The 18,288-nt window shown below is 64.9% G+C and carries 18 protein-coding genes; 8 read left to right on the forward strand and 10 right to left on the reverse strand.

What is annotated here, in order from left to right; genetic code table 11:
- Positions 1-94 precede the first annotated feature (94 nt).
- Positions 95-1,171 (forward strand): NAD(P)H-dependent flavin oxidoreductase, encoded by a 1,077-nt coding sequence (locus tag ACR9ZN_RS19585; protein ID WP_481272961.1) that lies wholly within the window; start codon positions 95-97, stop codon positions 1,169-1,171.
- Positions 1,172-1,330: 159 nt separating this feature from the next.
- Here ACR9ZN_RS19585 and ACR9ZN_RS19590 read toward each other — a convergent pair whose 3' ends face one another.
- The 3 genes from ACR9ZN_RS19590 to ACR9ZN_RS19600 form a co-directional block, all read right to left on the reverse strand.
- Positions 1,331-2,038: a glutamine amidotransferase gene (locus ACR9ZN_RS19590; RefSeq protein ID WP_481272962.1), complete on the reverse strand. Its 708-nt coding sequence runs from the start codon at positions 2,036-2,038 to the stop codon at positions 1,331-1,333.
- Between the two features lie 57 nt (positions 2,039-2,095).
- Positions 2,096-3,256 carry an endonuclease/exonuclease/phosphatase family protein gene (locus ACR9ZN_RS19595; RefSeq protein WP_434958128.1) on the reverse strand — a complete coding sequence of 387 codons (1,161 nt, stop codon included), beginning with the start codon at positions 3,254-3,256 and terminating at the stop codon, positions 2,096-2,098.
- 109 nt (positions 3,257-3,365) lie between these two features.
- Positions 3,366-5,768: a transketolase gene (locus ACR9ZN_RS19600; protein ID WP_481272963.1), complete on the reverse strand. Its 2,403-nt coding sequence runs from the start codon at positions 5,766-5,768 to the stop codon at positions 3,366-3,368.
- 141 nt (positions 5,769-5,909) lie between these two features.
- On the opposite strand from ACR9ZN_RS19600, the gene ACR9ZN_RS19605 reads away from it, so the two are divergent.
- A complete protein-coding gene (locus ACR9ZN_RS19605) occupies positions 5,910-6,374 on the forward strand; it encodes an Lrp/AsnC family transcriptional regulator (RefSeq protein WP_149253666.1) in 465 nt (154 codons plus the stop codon).
- 103 nt (positions 6,375-6,477) lie between these two features.
- On the opposite strand, the gene ACR9ZN_RS19610 is transcribed toward ACR9ZN_RS19605, so the two are convergent.
- From ACR9ZN_RS19610 to rpmH, 5 genes are all read right to left on the reverse strand, one after another.
- Positions 6,478-6,840 carry a DUF423 domain-containing protein gene (locus ACR9ZN_RS19610; protein ID WP_481272964.1) on the reverse strand — a complete coding sequence of 121 codons (363 nt, stop codon included), beginning with the start codon at positions 6,838-6,840 and terminating at the stop codon, positions 6,478-6,480.
- Complete coding sequence (gene yihA, locus ACR9ZN_RS19615) at positions 6,837-7,487, reverse strand: ribosome biogenesis GTP-binding protein YihA/YsxC (RefSeq protein WP_481272965.1); 651 nt, start codon at positions 7,485-7,487, stop codon at positions 6,837-6,839. Before yihA ends, ACR9ZN_RS19610 begins: the two co-directional genes overlap by 4 nt.
- A complete protein-coding gene (gene yidC, locus ACR9ZN_RS19620; RefSeq protein WP_481272966.1) occupies positions 7,487-9,475 on the reverse strand; it encodes a membrane protein insertase YidC in 1,989 nt (662 codons plus the stop codon). Before yidC ends, yihA begins: the two co-directional genes overlap by 1 nt.
- Positions 9,472-9,882 carry a ribonuclease P protein component gene (gene rnpA, locus ACR9ZN_RS19625; RefSeq protein ID WP_454815965.1) on the reverse strand — a complete coding sequence of 137 codons (411 nt, stop codon included), beginning with the start codon at positions 9,880-9,882 and terminating at the stop codon, positions 9,472-9,474. The genes yidC and rnpA overlap by 4 nt, the downstream gene beginning before the upstream one ends.
- Before the next feature lie 180 nt (positions 9,883-10,062).
- Complete coding sequence (rpmH, locus tag ACR9ZN_RS19630) at positions 10,063-10,197, reverse strand: 50S ribosomal protein L34 (protein WP_082980037.1); 135 nt, start codon at positions 10,195-10,197, stop codon at positions 10,063-10,065.
- 464 nt (positions 10,198-10,661) lie between these two features.
- Between rpmH and ACR9ZN_RS19635 the strand changes: the two genes are divergently transcribed.
- Positions 10,662-10,967 (forward strand): zinc ribbon domain-containing protein YjdM, encoded by a 306-nt coding sequence (locus ACR9ZN_RS19635; RefSeq protein ID WP_454815967.1) that lies wholly within the window; start codon positions 10,662-10,664, stop codon positions 10,965-10,967.
- A gap of 408 nt (positions 10,968-11,375) precedes the next feature.
- Positions 11,376-11,558, forward strand: a complete 183-nt coding sequence (locus ACR9ZN_RS19640; protein ID WP_434958135.1) for a hypothetical protein — start codon at positions 11,376-11,378, stop codon at positions 11,556-11,558.
- Between the two features lie 89 nt (positions 11,559-11,647).
- Here ACR9ZN_RS19640 and hrpB read toward each other — a convergent pair whose 3' ends face one another.
- Positions 11,648-14,164, reverse strand: coding sequence for an ATP-dependent helicase HrpB (gene hrpB / locus ACR9ZN_RS19645; protein WP_481274374.1), 2,517 nt, complete (start codon positions 14,162-14,164; stop codon positions 11,648-11,650).
- A gap of 214 nt (positions 14,165-14,378) precedes the next feature.
- Here hrpB and ACR9ZN_RS19650 point away from each other — a divergent pair, with 214 nt between their 5' ends.
- On the forward strand, positions 14,379-15,578 hold the full coding sequence (locus ACR9ZN_RS19650; RefSeq protein ID WP_434958136.1) for a hypothetical protein: 1,200 nt from the start codon (positions 14,379-14,381) through the stop codon (positions 15,576-15,578).
- 19 nt (positions 15,579-15,597) lie between these two features.
- Here the strand turns inward: ACR9ZN_RS19650 and ACR9ZN_RS19655 are convergent, their stop codons facing one another.
- A complete protein-coding gene (locus ACR9ZN_RS19655; RefSeq protein WP_481272967.1) occupies positions 15,598-16,752 on the reverse strand; it encodes an aminotransferase in 1,155 nt (384 codons plus the stop codon).
- A gap of 110 nt (positions 16,753-16,862) precedes the next feature.
- On the opposite strand from ACR9ZN_RS19655, the gene hslV reads away from it, so the two are divergent.
- From hslV to ACR9ZN_RS19670, 3 genes are read left to right on the forward strand one after another with little or no spacing between them, the layout of a single operon-like run.
- Entirely contained in the window at positions 16,863-17,438 is a 576-nt protein-coding gene (gene hslV, locus ACR9ZN_RS19660) for an ATP-dependent protease subunit HslV (RefSeq protein ID WP_434958138.1), read from the forward strand.
- A gap of 41 nt (positions 17,439-17,479) precedes the next feature.
- Positions 17,480-17,875: a hypothetical protein gene (locus ACR9ZN_RS19665; RefSeq protein ID WP_434958139.1), complete on the forward strand. Its 396-nt coding sequence runs from the start codon at positions 17,480-17,482 to the stop codon at positions 17,873-17,875.
- Positions 17,876-17,908: 33 nt separating this feature from the next.
- Entirely contained in the window at positions 17,909-18,172 is a 264-nt protein-coding gene (locus ACR9ZN_RS19670) for a hypothetical protein (RefSeq protein WP_454815976.1), read from the forward strand.
- The last annotated feature ends 116 nt before the right edge of the window (positions 18,173-18,288 follow it).

An 18,288-nucleotide genomic window follows, 5' to 3' on the forward strand; every position in this document is an offset into this window, starting at 1 on the left:
TTAAAAATTAATATCGTTTTTAAATAAGAAATGATAGAGCTGCCTTCACTTACTTATGCTGGCGCTGGCAAGACAGCGAGGCAGATCAAGGAGAATGGCAATGTGGCCCGATCGGCGCATTCAGGAGCTCTTCGGTATCGAGATCCCTATCATCCAGGCGCCGATGGCAGGCCCGAGCCATTATGAAATGGTGATCGAGGTCAGCGAGGCAGGCGGGCTCGGCTCCCTCCCCTGTGCCACGCTGACGCCCGAACAGGTCCGCACCGAGCTCGGCATCATCCGCCAGCAGACCACCAAGCCGATCAGCGTCAATTTCTTCAGCCACATCGCGCCCGAGCCCGACCAGGCCCGTGAGGCCGGCTGGCGCAAACGGCTCGAACCCTATTATCGCGAAACCGGCATCGATCCAGCCGCTCCGATTCCGAGCTCGAACCGGGCGCCCTTCGACGATACGCTCTGTACCATCGTCGAGGAGTTCAGGCCCAAAATCGTCAGCTTCCATTTCGGCCTGCCCGAAAAATCCCTGCTCGACCGTGTGCGGGTGACAGGCGCCAAGATCCTGTCCTCCGCCACCACGGTCGACGAAGCGCGCTGGCTCGAGGATCGTGGCTGCGACGCCATCATCGCCCAGGGCTCCGAAGCGGGCGGCCATCGCGGCATTTTCCTTACCGACGACATCGCCACCCAGATCGGCACCTTCGCGCTGGTGCCACAGGTGGTGGACGCTGTGAAGGTACCGGTGATCGCGGCCGGTGGCATTACCGACGCCCGCGGCATCGTGGCCGCCTTCGCCCTGGGCGCCGCGGCGGTGCAGATCGGCACAGCCTATCTGTTCACGCCGCAGGCGCGGCTCGCAGCTCCGCACGCGGCTGCCTTGCGCAGTCCCGACGCCGACAAGACGGCGCTCACCAATCTGTTCACCGGGCGGCCGGCCCGCGGCATCGTCAACCGCCTGATGCGCGAAGTCGGCCCGATATCGGACCTCGCCCCCGCCTTCCCGCTCGCGGGCGGCGCGCTGGCGCCGCTGCGCGCCAAGACGGAACCGCAGGGCTCGGGCGATTTCATGTCGCTATGGTCCGGCCAGGCCGCACGCCTCGCCCGGGATGGCTCTTCGGCGGGCGAGCTGACGAAGCTTCTGGCGGCGGAAGCGCTGGCCAAGCTGGAAGGATAATGGAGGGTCGATCTCCAGATCGACCATCTTGGAAACGCCGCGGATGAGGAGGGCAAGGTGGTCGATCTCGCTCCATCAATTGATGGAGCTGTGGAGATCTACCCTCCGGTTCCGTGCCAAACCGGCAAGACTGATGCTTGCTGATATACTGTTCTCTTCCTACTCAGCCGCCATCGCCATCGCCGGCGTCAGCCACAAATCGAGGAAGCCATGCAGCCACTGCTGCATGCCCGGGTCATATTGGTAACGGCCCGAGAATTGCTGCTCACGATCCTGCGCGCCCGACAATTTGAAGCTTTCCTCGCTGCCGGTGGTCCAGCGATTCATCATCAGATAGGTGACTTCTGGGTGGAACTGCAGGCCATAAGCGGCCCGTCCGCAGGCGAAGGCCTGATTGGCGAAGGTCTTGCCGGTCGCAAGCAGCCGCGTGCCCCGCACATGCTCCGAGCCTTCATTGTGCCAATGATAGACATGGCTCGGCCAGGACATCAGGGCGCGGCCGTCCTGGGTCGGCTCGATCGGCCAATAGCCGATTTCGACCTTGCCGCCCTCATGGCGCGAGACCCGGCCGCCGAGATGGCGCGTCAGCATCTGGGCACCGAGGCAGACACCGAGAAAAGGCTTGTTCTCGTTCAACGGCACGCCGATCCAGTCGATCTCGCGGCGGATCCAGGCTTCCTCGTCATTCACGCTCATCGGCCCACCGAAAATCACAGCGCCGGCGTGATCGCACATCGTCTGCGGCAGGGGATCGTCGAAGCGGGGGCGCCTGATATCGAGCTCATAGCCGCGTTCGATCAGGAAGCGCCCGATCCGCCCGGGCGAGGAGTGTTCCTGATGCAGAACGATGAGGATCTTTCCCGTCACGATTCGGCCTGTGAAACGATTTCGTAACCATGATGTTACGGAAGTCTTAGCGAAAAGTTAAGCATTCGCGGTGCCGGAAGGCACAGTTCTGCCATTGGCGTTGCCATTTTGCACGGGTTGCCGTGAAGCCGGCGTGAGCAGATTGAACTCCGCCACCGGCACGCCGTGGTCGCTGGCGGTCCGGACATTGCGGGTCATGTCGGTCATATGCGTGTCGACGACATGGTCGTTATAGACCTGGAGATAGCGGAAATCCCCGATCCGGTGTGGATTGCGGCTGTGGAATTCCTGGCTGAACAGGATGTGGTCCAGCACCTGATAATCGCCGAAATGGATATGGGTGTAGAGGGTCGTTCCCTTGATGTGCACCGCCTGTTGATCGGACGCGGCGTAGAGATGCAGGTCCCACAAGCGTCGGTTCTTGCGCTGCCAGTCCCCGGGATCGGCCATCAGCGGCTTGAGGGTTTCGGGCAGCGGCTGCTCCCCGCGGATGAGTTCGGTGGTCACGCTGGTGAGTTCGTCGTTGAGATCGCCCAGCACCATCACCGGACGAGGCTCGGTCCCCCGCCCCGCCATCTCCCGCGACAGCATCACCCTCAGCGCCGCGGCCTCTGCGCCGCGCTGCAGCAGGGCCCGCACCACGGCGAGCGCCCGCACGGCGGGGTCGCGGCGATCCTCGTCCTCCAGCACCACCGGCCGGCGGGACTTGAGATGCGCTACATAGACGGTCAGCGGCACACTGTCGGGCAACAGGACCTCGGCCCGCAGGACCGGGCGCTCGAAGAAATTGATGCCAACGGGCACGGCCTGCTGGCGCCCGTTCTCGTCACGCCTGACGGCAAAGCCCTGGCCCAGGCCCGGAGGAAAAGCCGCGATCGATTCGACCTTGAGCACCGGCAGCCGGCTCGCCAGCCCGACCCGTGGTGCATTGAGTGCTCCATCCGGGGTCTTGGGCCCGTCGTCATCGGCGAGCGGCGCGTTGACGGTCGCGCCCTGCAGGCGCGGCGCCTTCCACACGGCCTCGCGCAGGGCCTCCTCGTGGAACACTTCCTGGAAGCCGGCGAGATCGACCTGGCCGCGTTCGAGCAGCCCGCCGATGAAGGCGGTCTTGGCCTCATACTCCTCGGGCGAATAGGGCGGCTGCTCGTGGAAGCGCACGCCGGGCCTCGCCAGCAGCTGGGTGTTGAAGGTGGCAACGCGCAGGACGGAGGAGGACATCGGCATAACCTTGCGAGAGCTTCAATCTCGCAAGGCTGAGGATTCGTGGCAATCCCCGGGAAGGATATGCAACTACCATCTTTACCCTCCAGGGGAGGGTAAGCAGCGGCTACTCCGCCGGTGCGAGTTCCCTGCGGTTGCGGATCGGGCGCCCCGGCGAGAGAGCCTGGGCCGCATGCAGGATCGCATTGGCGTCAAGGCCATGGTGGCGATAGAGCTCCTGGATGCTGCCCGTCTGGCCGAAATGCTCGACGCCCAGCGAGGTCACGCGCTGGCCGCGCACGCTGCCGAGCCAGGCCAGGGTCGCCGGGTGGCCATCCAGCACAGTGACGAGGCCGCAATCGCGAGAAAGCGGGGCGAGCAGGCGCTCGATATGGCTCTTCGCCCCGGCATTGCCGCGCTGACGGGCGCGTTCGGCCGCCGTCCAGCCGGCGTTGAGCCGGTCGGCGGAGGTGATGACCAACAGGCCGGCATCGCGGCGGTCCTCGCTCATCAGGCCGATGGCCTCGATCGCCTCCGGCACCACGGCGCCCATGGCCGCCACCACGATCTCGGCATTGGGCCCCGGCGGGCGCAGCCAATAGGCGCCGTTGACGATGTCGGCGGCCAGCGCTGGCGACATCGTGCGCTGCGGCTGCTCGATGGTGCGGGTCGACAGGCGCAGATAGACCGAGCCGCCGGTCTCGTCGCGCAGCCAGGTGGTCTCGTCGCGGTCACCTTCGCCGTCCCGCTGCATATAGTCGAAGGCAAAGCGCATGATCACCGCCAGTTCGTCGACGAAGGCTGGCTCGAAGGCGGCGAGACCGTCCTGGGCCAAGCCGATCAGCGGCGTGGCGATCGACTGGTGCGCCCCGCCTTCCGGCGCCAGGGTGACGCCCGACGGCGTCGCCACCACCATGAAGCGGGCGTCCTGGTAGCAGGCATAATTGAGGGCATCGAGGCCGCGCTGGATGAACGGATCATAGAGCGTGCCGATCGGCAGCAGCCGCTCGCCATTGATGGAATGCGACAGGCCCAGCGCCGAGAGCAGGATGAAGAGGTTCATCTCGGCAATGCCGAGTTCAATATGCTGCCCCTTGGGCGAGAAGTCCCAGGCGAAGGTCGAGGGGATCTTCTCCTTCTTGAAGACATCGGCCAGTTCCTCGCGCGCGAACAGGCCGCGCCGGTTGACCCAGCCGCCGAGATTGGTGGAGACGGTGACGTCGGGCGCCGTGGTGACGATACGCTCGGCCACTGGCAAATCGGTGGCGGCGAGGTCGTTGAGGATGAGGCCGAAACCCTGCTGGGTCGACATCGAGGCGGATGCCCGATAGGGCAGTGTGGCGGGCACCTCGACCTTGGGGGCGGCCAGACGCCGCCTTCCCTTCTGTACGAAGGGCACCCGATCGAGCGCAGCCTGCATGGCCTCAGGCGTCAGCTCCAGCCCCTCGAATCTGTCCCATTCATGCCCGGGGCGGATGGCCATCGCCTGCTGCCAGGTCTCCATCTGGGCCGGCGTCATCAGGCCGGCATGATTGTCCTTGTGCCCCTGGAAGGGCAGGCCGAAGCCCTTGACCGTGTAGGCGATGAAGCAGGTCGGACGGTCATGACGGGCCGCCGCCTCGAAGGCGTCCAGCAGGCTCGGCATGTCGTGGCCGGCGAGATTGGTCATCAACGCCGCAAGATCAGCGTCGGAGCGGCTCTGGATCAGCCTGCTGACCTCGCTCTGGTCGCCGATGGCATCGTTGAGATGGCGACGCCAGGCCGCTCCGCCCTGATAGCACAGCGCCGCGTAGAGCTGGTTGGGGCAGTTGTCGATCCAGTGCCGCAGCGCCTCACCGCCCGGCTCGGCGAAGGCAGCCTCGAGCAGGCGGCCATATTTGAGGATGACCACCTCCCAGCCGAAATTGCGGAAGATCGATTCGAAACGTTGCCACAGGCCCTCGCGCACCACGGCATCGAGTGACTGGCGATTATAGTCGACGATCCACCAAACGTTGCGCACGCCCTGCTTCCAGCCCTCCAGCAGGGCCTCGAAAATATTGCCTTCGTCCATCTCGGCATCGCCGACGAGGGAGATCATCCGTCCTTCCGGCCAGTCGCCCCAGCCCTTCGCCTTCACGTAATCCTGCACCAGGGCCGAAAACAGGGTCTGGGCCACGCCGAGGCCGACGGAACCGGTGGAGAAGTCGACGTCGTCGACATCCTTGGTGCGAGAAGGATAGCTCTGGGCGCCCTTGAAGCCACGGAAATTCTTGAGCTTATCGAGAGTCTGCAGGCCAAAGAGATAGTTGAGCGCGTGGAAGACCGGGGAGGCGTGCGGCTTCACCGCGACGCGGTCCTGCGGCCTGAGCACCGCACCATAGAGCGCCGTCATGATTGTTGCCAGCGAGGCCGAGGAGGCCTGATGACCGCCGATCTTGAGGCCATCCTCCTTCGCGCGCAGATGGTTGGCATTGTGGATCATCCAGGAGGACAGCCACAGGGCCTTGCGTTCGAGGGCGGCGAGAAAGGGGAGACGAGGGTCGGCCATGACGGAGATTCCAGCTGAACTGGCCTGTTATAGCAAAAGACGAGGGGCGATTTTGGTTGATCTTGAAGGCCGCAACACATGGCTTTAGAGAGTATCGCCATTCGTGACCGGGAATGCACATAAATTGCGCAGAGCGAGATAATGACTGCACTCGACGCCATCGACAACAAGATCCTCCGCCTGCTGCAGGAGGATGGCCGCATGACGGTGCAGGCCCTGGCCGAGCAGGTCGGCCTGTCGCATTCACCCTGCCTGCGCCGCGTGCGGCAACTGGAAGAGAGCGGCGTCATCCGCGGCTATGTCGCCGTGGTCGAGCAGAAGGAGGTCGGGCTGCCGGTCAGCGTGTTCATCTCGATCAAGCTCGAACGCCAGCGCGAAGAGGATCTCGACCGTTTCGCTGCCGCCATCGCACCCTGGCCCGAAGTGCTGGAATGCTATCTGATGACCGGCACGCGCGATTATCTCCTGCGCGTGGTCTGTGCCGATCTTGCCGCCTATGAGCGTTTCATCAAGGAAAAGCTCACCCGCCTCGACGGCCTCGCCTCGATCGAATCAAGCTTCGCTCTGGCGCAGGTGAAATATACGAATGTGCTGCCGATACGGTGAGGCCCGGAGCGCGGACATCTCAGCGACATGCTTGCATGTCGCGATGTCGCTCTTCCCTTGCAGGTGTTGCTCTTCCAAGAGCGGACAGGATGTCCGCGCTCCGCTACTTCTTCGCCACCAGCGCTGATACGCCCACCAGCAGCCAGGCAGCCATCGAGCCGGTACCGCCGATCGGCGCGGCCATCGGGAACAGGCGCTGGCCTGTCATGGCGTTCAACACCACGTCGGCCGAGAACAGGGCCACGGCGGCAGCGAGGAGGAAGGCGGCGGGCCGGGCCAGCATCGCATGGAGCAGGCCTGCGCGAATGGCCACGACAATGGCGATCAGGGCCGGCGCATGGGCGAGCACCATGATGGCGGCATAGTCGATGCTGGGCCATTTGCCATGGGCGGCAAGCGCCATCAGGCCGATGCCGGCGGCGCCGTACAGGCAGCCCAGCCCGGTGAGCAGGCGGTCGGCGATCACAGCGTCAGGCCGCCGCGCTCGGCCAGGATCTGGGCAATGGTGGCACGCAGTTCGTCCATGCCCGTGCCTTCACGGCTCGACGTGACGATGAGTTCGGGGAAGGCGGCCGGGCGGCGCGAGATCTTTTCCTTGGTCTCGGCGATGCAGCGTTCCAGATCGGGCTTTTTCACTTCGTCGGCCTTGGTCAGCACGATCTGGTAGACGACGGCCGCCAGATCCAGCGTTTTCAGCACGGCATCGTCGGTGGTCTTCAGGCCATGCCGGGCATCGATCAGCACGAAGACGCGCGCCAGATTCACCCGTCCGCGCAGATAGTCATGGATCAGCCGGGTCCACGCCTTGACCTTGGATTCGCTGACCTTGGCATAGCCATAACCCGGCATGTCGACGAGGGTCAGGGCTGGGTTCGAAGAAAAAAAGATCAGTTCCTGCGTGCGCCCCGGCGTGTGCGAGGTGCGGGCCAGGGCGTTGCGGTTGGTCAGCGCGTTGATCAGGCTCGACTTGCCGACATTGGAGCGGCCGGCGAGCGCGATCTCGACCCCACCGGGGGGCGGCAACGCCTCCAGCGTATTGGAGGCGTGGCGGAAATCCCAGGTGTGGGCGAAGAGTTTCCTGCCGGCTTCCGTATAATCAGGTCCCTCGGACATCAACTCGCCGCCGATGATGGCTTACGCCCGAACATGGCCTTGAGATTGTCCCACAGCTCAACCTTCACGCCGTTCTTCTTCATGATGAAGACCTGCTGCAGGATCGAGAGCGTGTTGTTCCAGCAATAGTAGATCACCAGGCCGGCCGGGAAGGCGGCGAGCATGTAGGTGAAGATCAGCGGCATCCAGCGGAACATGGCGGCCTGGGTCGGATCCGGCGGCGCGGGGTTGAGCTGCATCTGGATGAACATGGTGATGCCCATCACCACCACCCAGAAACCGACCATCAGCACGGAGGGCGGCGTCCACGGGATCAGGCCGAACAGATTGAACAGGGTGGTCGGATCGGGCGCCGACAGATCGTGGATCCAGCCATAGAAGGGCGCCTGGCGCATTTCGATGGTGACGAACAGCACCTTGTAGAGTGCGAAGAACACCGGAATCTGCAGCAGCATCGGCAAGCAACCCGAGAGCGGATTGATCTTGTTTTCCTTGTACAGGGCCATGGTGGCCTGCTGCTGCTTCATGCGGTCGTCAGGGAACTCGTCCTTGATCTTCTGCATCTCGGGCTGGAACTTCTTCATCTTCGACATCGACTCATAGGAGCGATTGGCGAGCGGGAAGAAGAACAGCTTGAGGATGACGGTGGTGCCGAGAATGGCGAGACCGAAATTGCCGAAGAGATGGAAGAGGATCTCGATCAGGCGGAACAAGGGCTTGGTGATGAACCACAGATAGCCCCAGTCGATCAGATAGGCGATGTTATCGGTCTTCAGCTTATCGTCGTAATAGGAAAGGGTCGCGACTTCCTTGGCGCCGGAGAACAGATTGGTGCTCACATCCGCGCTCGCGCCCGGCGCAATCGTCAGGGCTGGCCGGTCGATCTGGGCGAGATAGGCCGGCGTGCCGCCGAAATCCTGGCCGACGAAACGGGCGGTGAAGCGGGCCGAGGGATCGGGAACCAGCGCGTTGGCCCAATACTTGTCCGTGAAGCCGAGCCATCCCGTGACGTCGGCAAAGGGCTCCTGCTTGGCGTCGGGCGCCAGATCCTTGTAGGACAGTTCCTTCTGGGAACCGGAGAACCGACCAATCGGCCCCTCATGCAGAACGTAAGTGCCCTGAGTCCCCGGGGTACCGACGCGCAGCATATAAGCCTGGGGCACGATCTCCACAGGCGCCGTACCCTTGTTCTCCACGCTGTCCTTGACGGTGAACATGAAACCGCCGATCGGCTTGGCGGCGCTGGCCTGCTGATCCTTGGGTAGATTCTGGCGAGGCAGGTCGAGCTTGTCGGCGGGCAGCGTCTCGCCGGCCGACGGCAGCAGGGAACCGCTCTGGCCGCGATCCTCATCAATCGAGATGGTGCGGTGGAAAATCAGGCCCTGGCCATTGTCCCATTGCAGCTCGACGGGCGTGGCGGCCGACAGGGGCGCTTGCGACTTGGCCGTCCAGACCGTCTTCAAACCGGGCAGGTTGAGCTTGGTCGCGGCATTGGAACCCGGCTTTTCCTGCCAGCCAAAGACCGTCAAATAGGGGCCGCGATTTTCCAGATTGGCGTGATGATCAGCCGGCTTTACAGGGGTGCCGAACGGCGAGAAGAGATCGACATTGGAAGAGTTGGGGTCGAGCGTCTCGCGATAACCGCGCAGGGCCACGTCGTCGATCAGGCCGCCAACCAGGTTGATCGAACCGATCAGACGCTGGGCATCGATCTTTACGCGCTGCGTGCTCGCCGCCACCGCTTCAGCGCGGCTGGAGAATTGCTTCTGCCCTCCCGCGCCGCCGGGAACGCCGGGCGTGGGCGTGGGCGTAGCCGCCTGCTGCTGCTGTTGTTGTTGCTGCAGGGTCTGCTGGATCTGCTGTTGCTGCTGGGCTTCCTGCTGCTGGCGCCGCTGCATGGGCTGGCCGATGAAATATTCCCACACGACGACGACGAGCAGCGTCAGGACGACCGCCAGAACGACGTTCTTGGTGTCAAAATTCTTCATCGTACAGCCTCATCGGCTGAACGGCGTGGCTTGCGGGCGCCTTGACGCTCGCTGTGCACACGGCCGAACGCCGTTACCATTTCATCAACGATCGTCGCAAAAGATGCGTCGAGGGCGGAGCGCCGCCCGAGCACGACATAGTCATAACCATCGCGCGCGTGAAGAGCGCCAGACAGCCGCACCGCCTCGCGCAAGCGCCGGCGGATCCGATTGCGCTCGACGGCGCAACCTTCCTTCTTGGTCACGGTGAAGCCGACACGCGGCTCGACAGTCTCAGACGCCGGCGGCGCAGCCTCGACTGCACCCGCGCGCTCGCGGCGGCGTGCCTGCAGGGATAGCGTTGCAGCATGTGCCCTGCGGCCTTCGCGGACGAAAAGGAAGTCCCGGCGCTTGAGCAGACGCTGCATCGATGAGGGCTCGGAGGCTCTTGAGCAAAATGCTCCAGGCAAAGTTTCCCGGCAAGATCTTGCCGGGAAACTTTGCAAATGTCCGGAATCTCGCTGATTTCTCTCGATCGTGCCCGTGGCACGATCGAGAGAAATCAGCTTGGCACAATGATGCGGAATCATTGTGCCAATCCGTTCCGGTCAGGCCGACAGGCGCTTGCGGCCGTGGGCGCGACGGGCAGCCAGAACCTTGCGGCCTGCCTTGGTGCCCAGACGGGCACGGAAGCCATGGCGACGCTTGCGGACAAGCTTGGACGGTTGATAAGTACGTTTCACGGGTCGTTCTCCGCGGTCGCGGCCGGATGCCGATCGAGTTGAATGGAAAAGCGCACCCCCGAACACCAAAAACGCGCCCCGGCCTTCGCCCTGGGTGCGTCCGGGCCCGATAGGGCGACGCCAAATTCGCCGGTGCTTATGGGGGATGGCGTCCGGGAAGTCAATCGGGACTCGCAAGAAGTCGCGGAGAATACGACGACAGCATGACGGAGCCGGTGACGTGATCCCGATATCAGCGTGAAATCCCCTTCCGAGGATCGATCGCTCGATCCCAGGCGGGGATGGCAGGGTGCGCGCCCTCTCCGGGCAATGCGGGATCTGCTGCCGGAATTGATCAAGGATTTGCACCGGTCGACCGCAGCGATGTAGATGGCGTCCGTCCGGCTTGTGAAGTGGATCTGGTCGTGACGGCGGTTCGTTCTCGGACTCGACCGGGAAACTCCATAAGCAAAGGTGCAAGCAAAATGGCCGATCAGAATGATGACTATGTCTACGATGAGGTGACCGGCGAATGGCGGCCGGCCTCGGAGATGGCGCCTCCCGCCAAGGCGGACCGGGCCGTGGTACGGGATGCGGCCGGAAATACCCTCGCCGATGGCGATTCCGTGGTCCTCGTCAAGGACCTCAAGGTAAAGGGGGCCAATCAGACCCTCAAGCAGGGCACGGTCATCAAGTCGATTCGACTGACGGACAACGATCAGGAAATCGACTGCCGCCACGACTCCATCAAAGGTCTGGTCTTGCGTACCGAGTTCGTACGCAAGCGCTAAGGCGTGTTGATCGCGGAACCGGAGCGAGCATCGGCGCCCTGCCGCGGCCTGTCTGTCGTCCCGGTACCTTGCGAGCCTGAAGCCGGTTGCGGTGAACAGCCCCCTGCGACATATATCACGACCTATATCAATTGCGTCGAGGGCCACGAAACGCGCCAGATCCACAGACTAAGTGGCGACGGAACAAGGCGGGCCGGTAGAAGAGAACGCAGGTTTGCCGACCACCGCCTGCGAAGATCCGTCTCGAATGCGGCACTTGGCCCCTCCCCTTTCGGCTCGCTGCGTCGCGGCCACGATACCTTCGTTTTATCCCCCACTCTTCGGGCCGTTCCAAATTCATGTCGGCACCATGACATTGCCGAAATTCAAATTTAAATTATATTGGGGGTGTATTTTGAGGTTATTGCCATGTGTATTGTTACGCTATTGCATCGCATTCTCGATGCCCGCCCGCGCCGCAACCGGCCCTCTTCCGTCAACGAACTCGCTGCCCAACCGGACATTCAGATCGTCTCGCTCCCGCCTTCAGGCTCGATGAGCGCCCTCGCCAAGGCCTTGCAGGCCGCGCATCTCACCGAAAGCAAGACCTGACCGGGTCTCCAGCCCATCCCGGACTTGCCCGTCCCGGATGACACGATCGGCCTGCCGCTCTGCCAACCGATGAAGCCCGGTGATCGCCGTCAGGTGCCGCGCGGTTTCGTCCGGGTGGTCGGCAGGGCTGCGGCCGGATCTTCGGGCCAGGGATGGCGGGGATAGCGCCCTTTCATCTCGATCCGGACGGCGGCATAGGAGCCCTTCCAGAAGCCTGGCAGATCCTTGGTCACCTGCACGGGCCGATGGGCCGGGGAAAGCAGGTTGATGGTGAGCGGCACGCGCCCGCCGGCAATGCCGGGATGGGTGGCGAGCCCAAACAGTTCCTGCACGCGCACCGAGATGGCGGGACCGCCCTCCGCCTCGTAGTCGATGGCGAGACGCGAGCCGGTCGGCGCCTCGAAGAAGGCCGGCGCTTCGGTATCGAGCCGCCTGCGCTCGTGCCAGGGCAGCAGGTCGGCGAGGGCATTCTCCAGATGCTCGGCCGTGATGCCGGACAGGCCCCGCACACCTTCGATGGCCGGGGCGAGCCAGGTTTCGGCATTCTCCGCCAAGGCCTGATCGGAAAGATCGGGCCAATCCGGCGAGCCGCTGGCGGTGAGGAAGGCGATGCGATCGCGCAACTGGCGCTGGGCCTTGCTCCAGGGCAGGCGGCCGATGCCGGCCTGGGCGAGGCCGCGGGCAAGTACGGCGGCAGCGGCGGCATCCAAGGTCAGCGGCGCCGTGGTCTCCTGCAGCACCAGGCGGCGATAGCGTCGGACAGAGCGGGCTTTCAGGCTGGCGCTAGCGGCATCATAGCCCATGCTCACGCTTTCGCTGACGCCGGACAAAGCCTCGATCTCCTCGGCCGCGATCGGGGCCGCCAAGAGGATACGGCTCGCGCCGGCGCTGCCCGCCATCTCGGCGATGGCGAGCGTCGGCTCGCGGGCCAGGCGGTCATACGGCTCCAGGCGGGCAGCCCGACCATTCTCCATGGTGAAGCTTCCGGGCTGCCCCCTCGCCACAGCAATGCGGTCCGGATAGGCCAGGGCCAGAACCGGACCGGCCCGGGCCGAATCGCCCTCGCCCCGCCCCGCTTCCTTGCTGGCCGTCTCGGTGCTGACGGTTCTGGCCCACCCGATCCTTGCCCAAGTCCTGGCCAACCGGCGCATGTCCTGCGCCCGCCCGCCGCGGTCTCGCCGAAAGCGTTCGATGCGCTCCACCAGGTCGGTGCCGTCGCCGCCGAGCCCCCGTTCCGACAGGATGGCGGCAATTTCGGCCGCGAGCATCCCTTCTCCCGCCGGCGCGGCTGATACGATCATGCGCGCAAGCCGAGGCGGCAGGGCCAGACTGGAGAGATGGCGCCCCATTTCGGTCAGCCGGCCATCGGCATCGACAGCTTCGATTGCCGTCAGCAACGCTCTCGCCTCCTTGAGCGCGGGGGCAGGCGGGGGATCGAGCCAGGCGAGCGCCAGGGGATCGCCCACCCCCCATGCAGCACAATCGAGCAACAATGGGCTGAGATCGGCCGCCAGGATCTCGGGCTTGGCGAAAGCCTCGAAGGCGCCGGTGGCCGCCTCCTCCCACAGCCGGTAGCAGGCACCCGGCTCGGTACGCCCGGCGCGACCGCGCCGCTGGTCGGCGCTCGCGCGCGACACCCGCACGGTTTCGAGCCGGGTGAGGCCAAGATCCGGCTCATAGCGCGGCACGCGGGCGAGGCCCGCATCGATGACCACGCGCACGCCCTCGATGGTGAGGCTGGTCTCGGCGATCGAGGTTGACAGCACCACCTTGCGGCGCCCCGCCGGCGCGGGAGCGACGGCGCGGTCCTGGTCGCGCGCCTCCATGGCGCCGAACAAGGGAGCGATGTCGACGCCCTCGCCAAGATTGCGCTCCGCCAGCAACCGGGCCACGCGGGTGATCTCACCCTGGCCGGGCAAGAAGACCAGGATGGAGCCCGTCTCCGCCCTCAGGGCCCGCATCACCGCATCGGCAACCGCTTCGTCGAGGCGCTGACGCGGATCGCGGCCGAGATAATGCGTGACCACCGGAAAGGCACGGCCGGCACTCTCGATAACCGGCGCATCGCCCAGAAGCGCGGCAACGCGCGCGCCGTCGATCGTCGCCGACATCGGCAGGATGCGCAGGTCCTCGCGCAGTCCGGCCTGGGCGTCGAGTGCGAAGGCCAGCCCCTGGTCGGCGTCGAGCGAGCGTTCGTGGAACTCGTCGAACAGCACGGCGGCCACACCGTCGAGCAAGGGGTCGTCGAGAATCATGCGGGCGAATACGCCCTCGGTAACCACCTCGATGCGGGTCCTGGCCGAGATGCGCGATTCGAGGCGCACGCGCAGGCCGACCGTGGCGCCGACGGATTCGCCCAGCGTGGCAGCCATGCGGGCGGCGGCAGCGCGAGCGGCAAGACGACGCGGCTCCAGCACGATGATCTTGCCCCCGCCTGTCCAGGCCTGGTCCAGCAGGGCCAGCGGCACGCGCGTGGTCTTGCCCGCACCGGGCGGCGCGACGAGGACAGCATTGGAACGCGCCTGCAGGGCCTGCTTGAGGGCCGGCAGGGCATCATCGATGGGCAAAGGCTGATCGAACACACGCATCGCGCCGATGTGACGCATCAAGGAGGCAAGTGCAATGGCGGACGGGCCAGCCGTCCCGGAAGTCGCTGCTATCCCTCTCCTGGAGGGGAGCGGCGGCTCCCGGGGACTACGCCCAATGTGGCATTGCGACCGACAGGCCCCCGGACGATTTTAACCATAGTGTGACTTTTTCGTCATCGACGCCTCGCCTGCCTTCGGCCATAGCTAGCTCTCGACGATTGAGGACGAGGCGATGGAACGGCGCGCCTATGAAGCTCCGCTCGACCCCGCACTCGCGGTGTCGGGCCTCCTGACCCGGCTGGGCTTGTTCCTGCTGGTCATTTTTGCGCCTTTTTTTGCCATGTTCTCGCGCCACGCCGTGGCGATCATCGTACCGATCGCCACCGCCCTGCTGATCCTGGCGGCGGCGCTCGACAACCGCCTGCCGACGGCGCTGCGCCGCCTGCAGGGTGCGCTGACCTCGCCCCGCACCCTGGCGCTGCTTGCCTTGCTGGTCTGGGCTGCCATCAGCATCTGGTGGACCCCCCGTCCCGCTTCGGCGGCCGGCCGGCTGCCGGGCATATTGGGCGTCGTACTCTTGTTCGCCGTCACGATTTCCTGCCTGAAGCCGCGGGTGCGCTTCAGCGACGCCAACCTCATTCCGATCGGCGTCGGCATCGCCAGCGTGACCCTGATCTTCGAATATCTGCCGGGCTCGCCTCTGCAAGGCCTCGGTGAGACGGGCACGGAGGACGCCGAGAGTACGCGCGCCGCCCTGCTTCTCGCCCTCCTGGTCTGGCCGGCGGTGGGCGCCGTCCTGGCACGCGGCCGCAGCTGGCAGGCCCTGCTGCTCTGCCTGGTGACGATATTGGCGCTCTGGCTGGTGCATGATCTGGTGATCTTCACCGCCTTCATCGCCGGCATCGTGGTGATGACCCTGGCCCTGTGGCGCCGGCGGGCCGCCGCTTTCGCCGTCGCCATCTCGGCCCTGGTCCTGCTGGTGCTCGCACCATTGGCCGGCTGGATGATGGCACGCTGGGGCGGCTTCCTGCTGCCGGCCGAGGGCGATCATTTGGTGGCGCTCTGGCGCGACGTGACCTACGCCCTGCCCGATCACCTCTTAGCCGGCTTCGGATATGATTCGAGTTCGTCGCTGACCCGTGGCATCGGCGGCCAGCTCCTGGCTTCGCCCCACAATGCCGCGCTGCAGATCTGGCTCGAACTCGGCCTTGTCGGCGTGGCGCTGGCGGCGATCGCGCTCTGGCTGACGCTGATGGGCATGAACCGCGACGACGACCGTTCGGCACCCGCCGCCCTCGCTGTCTCGGCCTCCGCTTTGGTGATGATGTTTGCAGGCCTCGCCGCCTGGCAGCCCTGGTGGCTGATGGCGCTGGGCCTCACCAGCGTCTCGCTCGCCTTCCTGGCCCGGCTGGGCGCGCGTCGGCGCGATTGAGGAGGCGGTTCCCGCTCAATCACCCCCGCCGCGCCACGCCCTTCAGATTGGCGAGCGCGGCTGCCAGGGTCTCGTCCCGCTTGGCGAAGCAGAAGCGCACCACGGTCGTTACCGCATCCTGCGCATAGAAAGCCGAGACCGGAATGGCGGCGACCTTGTGCTCGACCACCAGGCGTTGGCAGAAGCCGACATCGTCCTCCTCGATGCCGCTGGCCGTCAGGTCGATGTTGAGGAAGTAGCTCGCCTGGCTCGGCAGGGTGGCGAAGCCGAGCTCGGCCAGCCCCTCCGCAAACCGATCGCGCGAGCGTTGCAGCGCTGCCCGCATGCCGGTGAAATAGGCGTCCTCCTTGCCGAGCCCGTAGGCGACGGCAGTCTGCAAATTGGGAGGCGTGGTGAAGGTGAAGAACTGGTGCGCCTTGGCGATCACCTTCAGGATCGGCGCGGCCGCCATGACGAAGCCGACCTTCCAGCCGGTGAGCGAGAAGATCTTGCCGGCCGAGCCGATCTTCACCGTGCGCTCGCGCATGCCGGGAAAGCCGATCAGCGGCCGGTGCACCCGGCCGTCGAACAGCACATGCTCCCAGACCTCGTCGCAGACGGCGATGGCGTTGTAATGCACGCAATATTCCGCCAGCAGGGCCTGGTCTTCGTCCGAAAAAGCGATAGCGGCCGGATTGAGTGGGTTGTTGAACAACACGACCTTCGTGCGCGAGGAAAAGGCGGCATCGAGCGTCTCGCGCGTCAGGCGCCAATGGGGCGGTTGCAGCGTGACGAAGCGCGGCACCCCACCCGCCCGGCGCACCAGCGGCAGATAGGCGTCATACATCGGCTGGAACAGCACCACCTCGTCGCCCGGCTCTATCAGCGCCATCAGGGCGTCGGCAATCGCCTCGGTGGCGCCGGAGGTGACCATCACCTCGGTTTCGGGATCAAGCGCCACGCCCTGGAAGCGGGCATAGTGCTCGGCGATGGCGCGGCGCAGCTCGGGCAGGCCGAGCATGGGCGGATATTGGTTCCACCCCGTCATCACGGCCTCGGCCGCCTTTTCGCGCACGTCGAACGGCCCGGCATCATCCGGAAAGCCCTGGCCGAGATTGACGGCATCATGCTCGCGGGCAAGGCGCGACATGGTTTCGAAGACGGTGGTGGAAAGGCCGGCGAAGATGCTGTTCATGCCGAATCGATAGACGAGTTGAGTGAAGCGATAAAGGGGACTCTCGCCTTCCCGCCCTTTGCCTTTTGCCCGGGACCTCCTAGATAGAGGCCATGTTCAGTGAGGTTCCGATGACATCAGATCGTTCCGCCGGCCCCGACAGCGGCCCCCGTTCGCCCTTCCACGCCACCACCATCCTGATGGTCCGCAAGGGCGGGCGCGTGGTGATCGGCGGCGACGGGCAGGTCAGCCTCGGCCAGACCGTGATCAAGGGCAATGCCCGCAAGGTGCGCCGGCTCGGCAAGGGCGATGTGATCGCCGGCTTTGCCGGGGCCACCGCCGACGCCTTCACTTTATTCGAGCGGCTCGAAGCTAAGCTCGAGCAGTATCCCAGCCAGTTGACGCGGGCCTGCGTCGAGCTCGCCAAGGACTGGCGCACCGATCGCTATCTGCGCCGGCTGGAGGCAATGATGCTGGTGGCGGACAAATCGGCCGGGCTGGTGCTGACGGGCACCGGCGACGTGCTGGAGCCCGAAGGCGGGGTGATGGCGATCGGTTCCGGCGGCAATTATGCGTTGGCCGCCGCAAGGGCGCTGGTCGACACCGACTATGATGCCGAGGCCATCGTCAAGAAGGCGATGAACATCGCAGCGGATATCTGTGTCTATACCAATCATAACCTGGTGATCGAGAGCATCGATCTCTGATAAGAGGTGGGCATTCACATCAGGCAGAAAGCCGCCCGCGCATGCTCTCGTTCCGGATCAGCCTCCCCGTCATCTTCGCCGCTTTCGCCCTTGCCGGCTGCGCGGCGGAAAAGCAGCCCGAATTCCCCACCACCAACCCCCTCGAAAAGGCCTGCCAGGCCGAGGGGGTGAAGGCGGGCACAGCCATGGCGGACTGCATGCGGCGCAAGGCCTCCCAGGGTATTGCCGGCGACACCTGCAGCCGCAAGGGCGTCCGGCCTGGCTCGCCGCAACGGGAGCGTTGCGTCAAGCTGGAAGCCGAGTACAGCCAGGCGAGTTCCGAATGCCAGGCCCAGGGCCTCGGCACTTTTGGGCCTGAAGAAGTCGCCAAGTTCAAGGCCTGCATCACCGGCAAGGCTCCGGAGGCGGCTGCCTACAAATTCGCCGAGGACAAATAGGCGGGACATCGCGTCACCTGAACGGGAGGCCGCGTGAAGGGCAGGCTCGACATCAGCGGCTATGACAGCTGGACGCAATTAGCGATGCATCTGGTGGTGCTGCTGGCATGCCTGCTCGCCAGCGCGCTGATCTGCTTCGGCCTCGTCGCAGTGAGCGCGCCCTTCGTGCTGTTGCAATGGATCGGCTTCTTCACCCTCGCCAAATTCGTCTATTTCGTCATCGCCTATGTGCTGTTCGGCGGCTCTTTCATCGACCCGCTCGAGCAGATGTATGAGGACCGGCGCAACCGGCGCTGAGACATGGGTGGCCACCGCATATTTGATCGCCATTTCCCTGGGACTGCCAGCACCCTGCTGGCTCTTTGTTTCCAACAAGGGCGGCGTTTCCAAGAGCCAGCAGGATGCTGGCGGTC

The sequence above is a fragment of the Labrys sp. HAY1-8F genome (assembly GCF_056754975.1).

Bases quoted from the DNA above. Each gene is read 5' to 3' on its own strand.
- ACR9ZN_RS19605 (WP_149253666.1), top strand. From the start codon at position 5,910: ATGACTGCACTCGACGCCATCGACAACAAGATCCTCCGCCTGCTGCAG.
- ACR9ZN_RS19640 (WP_434958135.1), top strand. From the start codon at position 11,376: ATGTGTATTGTTACGCTATTGCATCGCATTCTCGATGCCCGCCCGCGC.
- ACR9ZN_RS19665 (WP_434958139.1), top strand. From the start codon at position 17,480: ATGCTCTCGTTCCGGATCAGCCTCCCCGTCATCTTCGCCGCTTTCGCC.
- ACR9ZN_RS19655 (WP_481272967.1), bottom strand. From the start codon at position 16,752: ATGAACAGCATCTTCGCCGGCCTTTCCACCACCGTCTTCGAAACCATG.
- ACR9ZN_RS19650 (WP_434958136.1), top strand. From the start codon at position 14,379: ATGGAACGGCGCGCCTATGAAGCTCCGCTCGACCCCGCACTCGCGGTG.
- yihA (WP_481272965.1), bottom strand. From the start codon at position 7,487: ATGTCCGAGGGACCTGATTATACGGAAGCCGGCAGGAAACTCTTCGCC.
- hslV (WP_434958138.1), top strand. From the start codon at position 16,863: ATGACATCAGATCGTTCCGCCGGCCCCGACAGCGGCCCCCGTTCGCCC.
- ACR9ZN_RS19635 (WP_454815967.1), top strand. From the start codon at position 10,662: ATGGCCGATCAGAATGATGACTATGTCTACGATGAGGTGACCGGCGAA.
- hrpB (WP_481274374.1), bottom strand. From the start codon at position 14,164: ATGCGTCACATCGGCGCGATGCGTGTGTTCGATCAGCCTTTGCCCATC.
- ACR9ZN_RS19595 (WP_434958128.1), bottom strand. From the start codon at position 3,256: ATGTCCTCCTCCGTCCTGCGCGTTGCCACCTTCAACACCCAGCTGCTG.
- yidC (WP_481272966.1), bottom strand. From the start codon at position 9,475: ATGAAGAATTTTGACACCAAGAACGTCGTTCTGGCGGTCGTCCTGACG.
- ACR9ZN_RS19600 (WP_481272963.1), bottom strand. From the start codon at position 5,768: ATGGCCGACCCTCGTCTCCCCTTTCTCGCCGCCCTCGAACGCAAGGCC.
- ACR9ZN_RS19585 (WP_481272961.1), top strand. From the start codon at position 95: ATGGCAATGTGGCCCGATCGGCGCATTCAGGAGCTCTTCGGTATCGAG.
- rnpA (WP_454815965.1), bottom strand. From the start codon at position 9,882: ATGCAGCGTCTGCTCAAGCGCCGGGACTTCCTTTTCGTCCGCGAAGGC.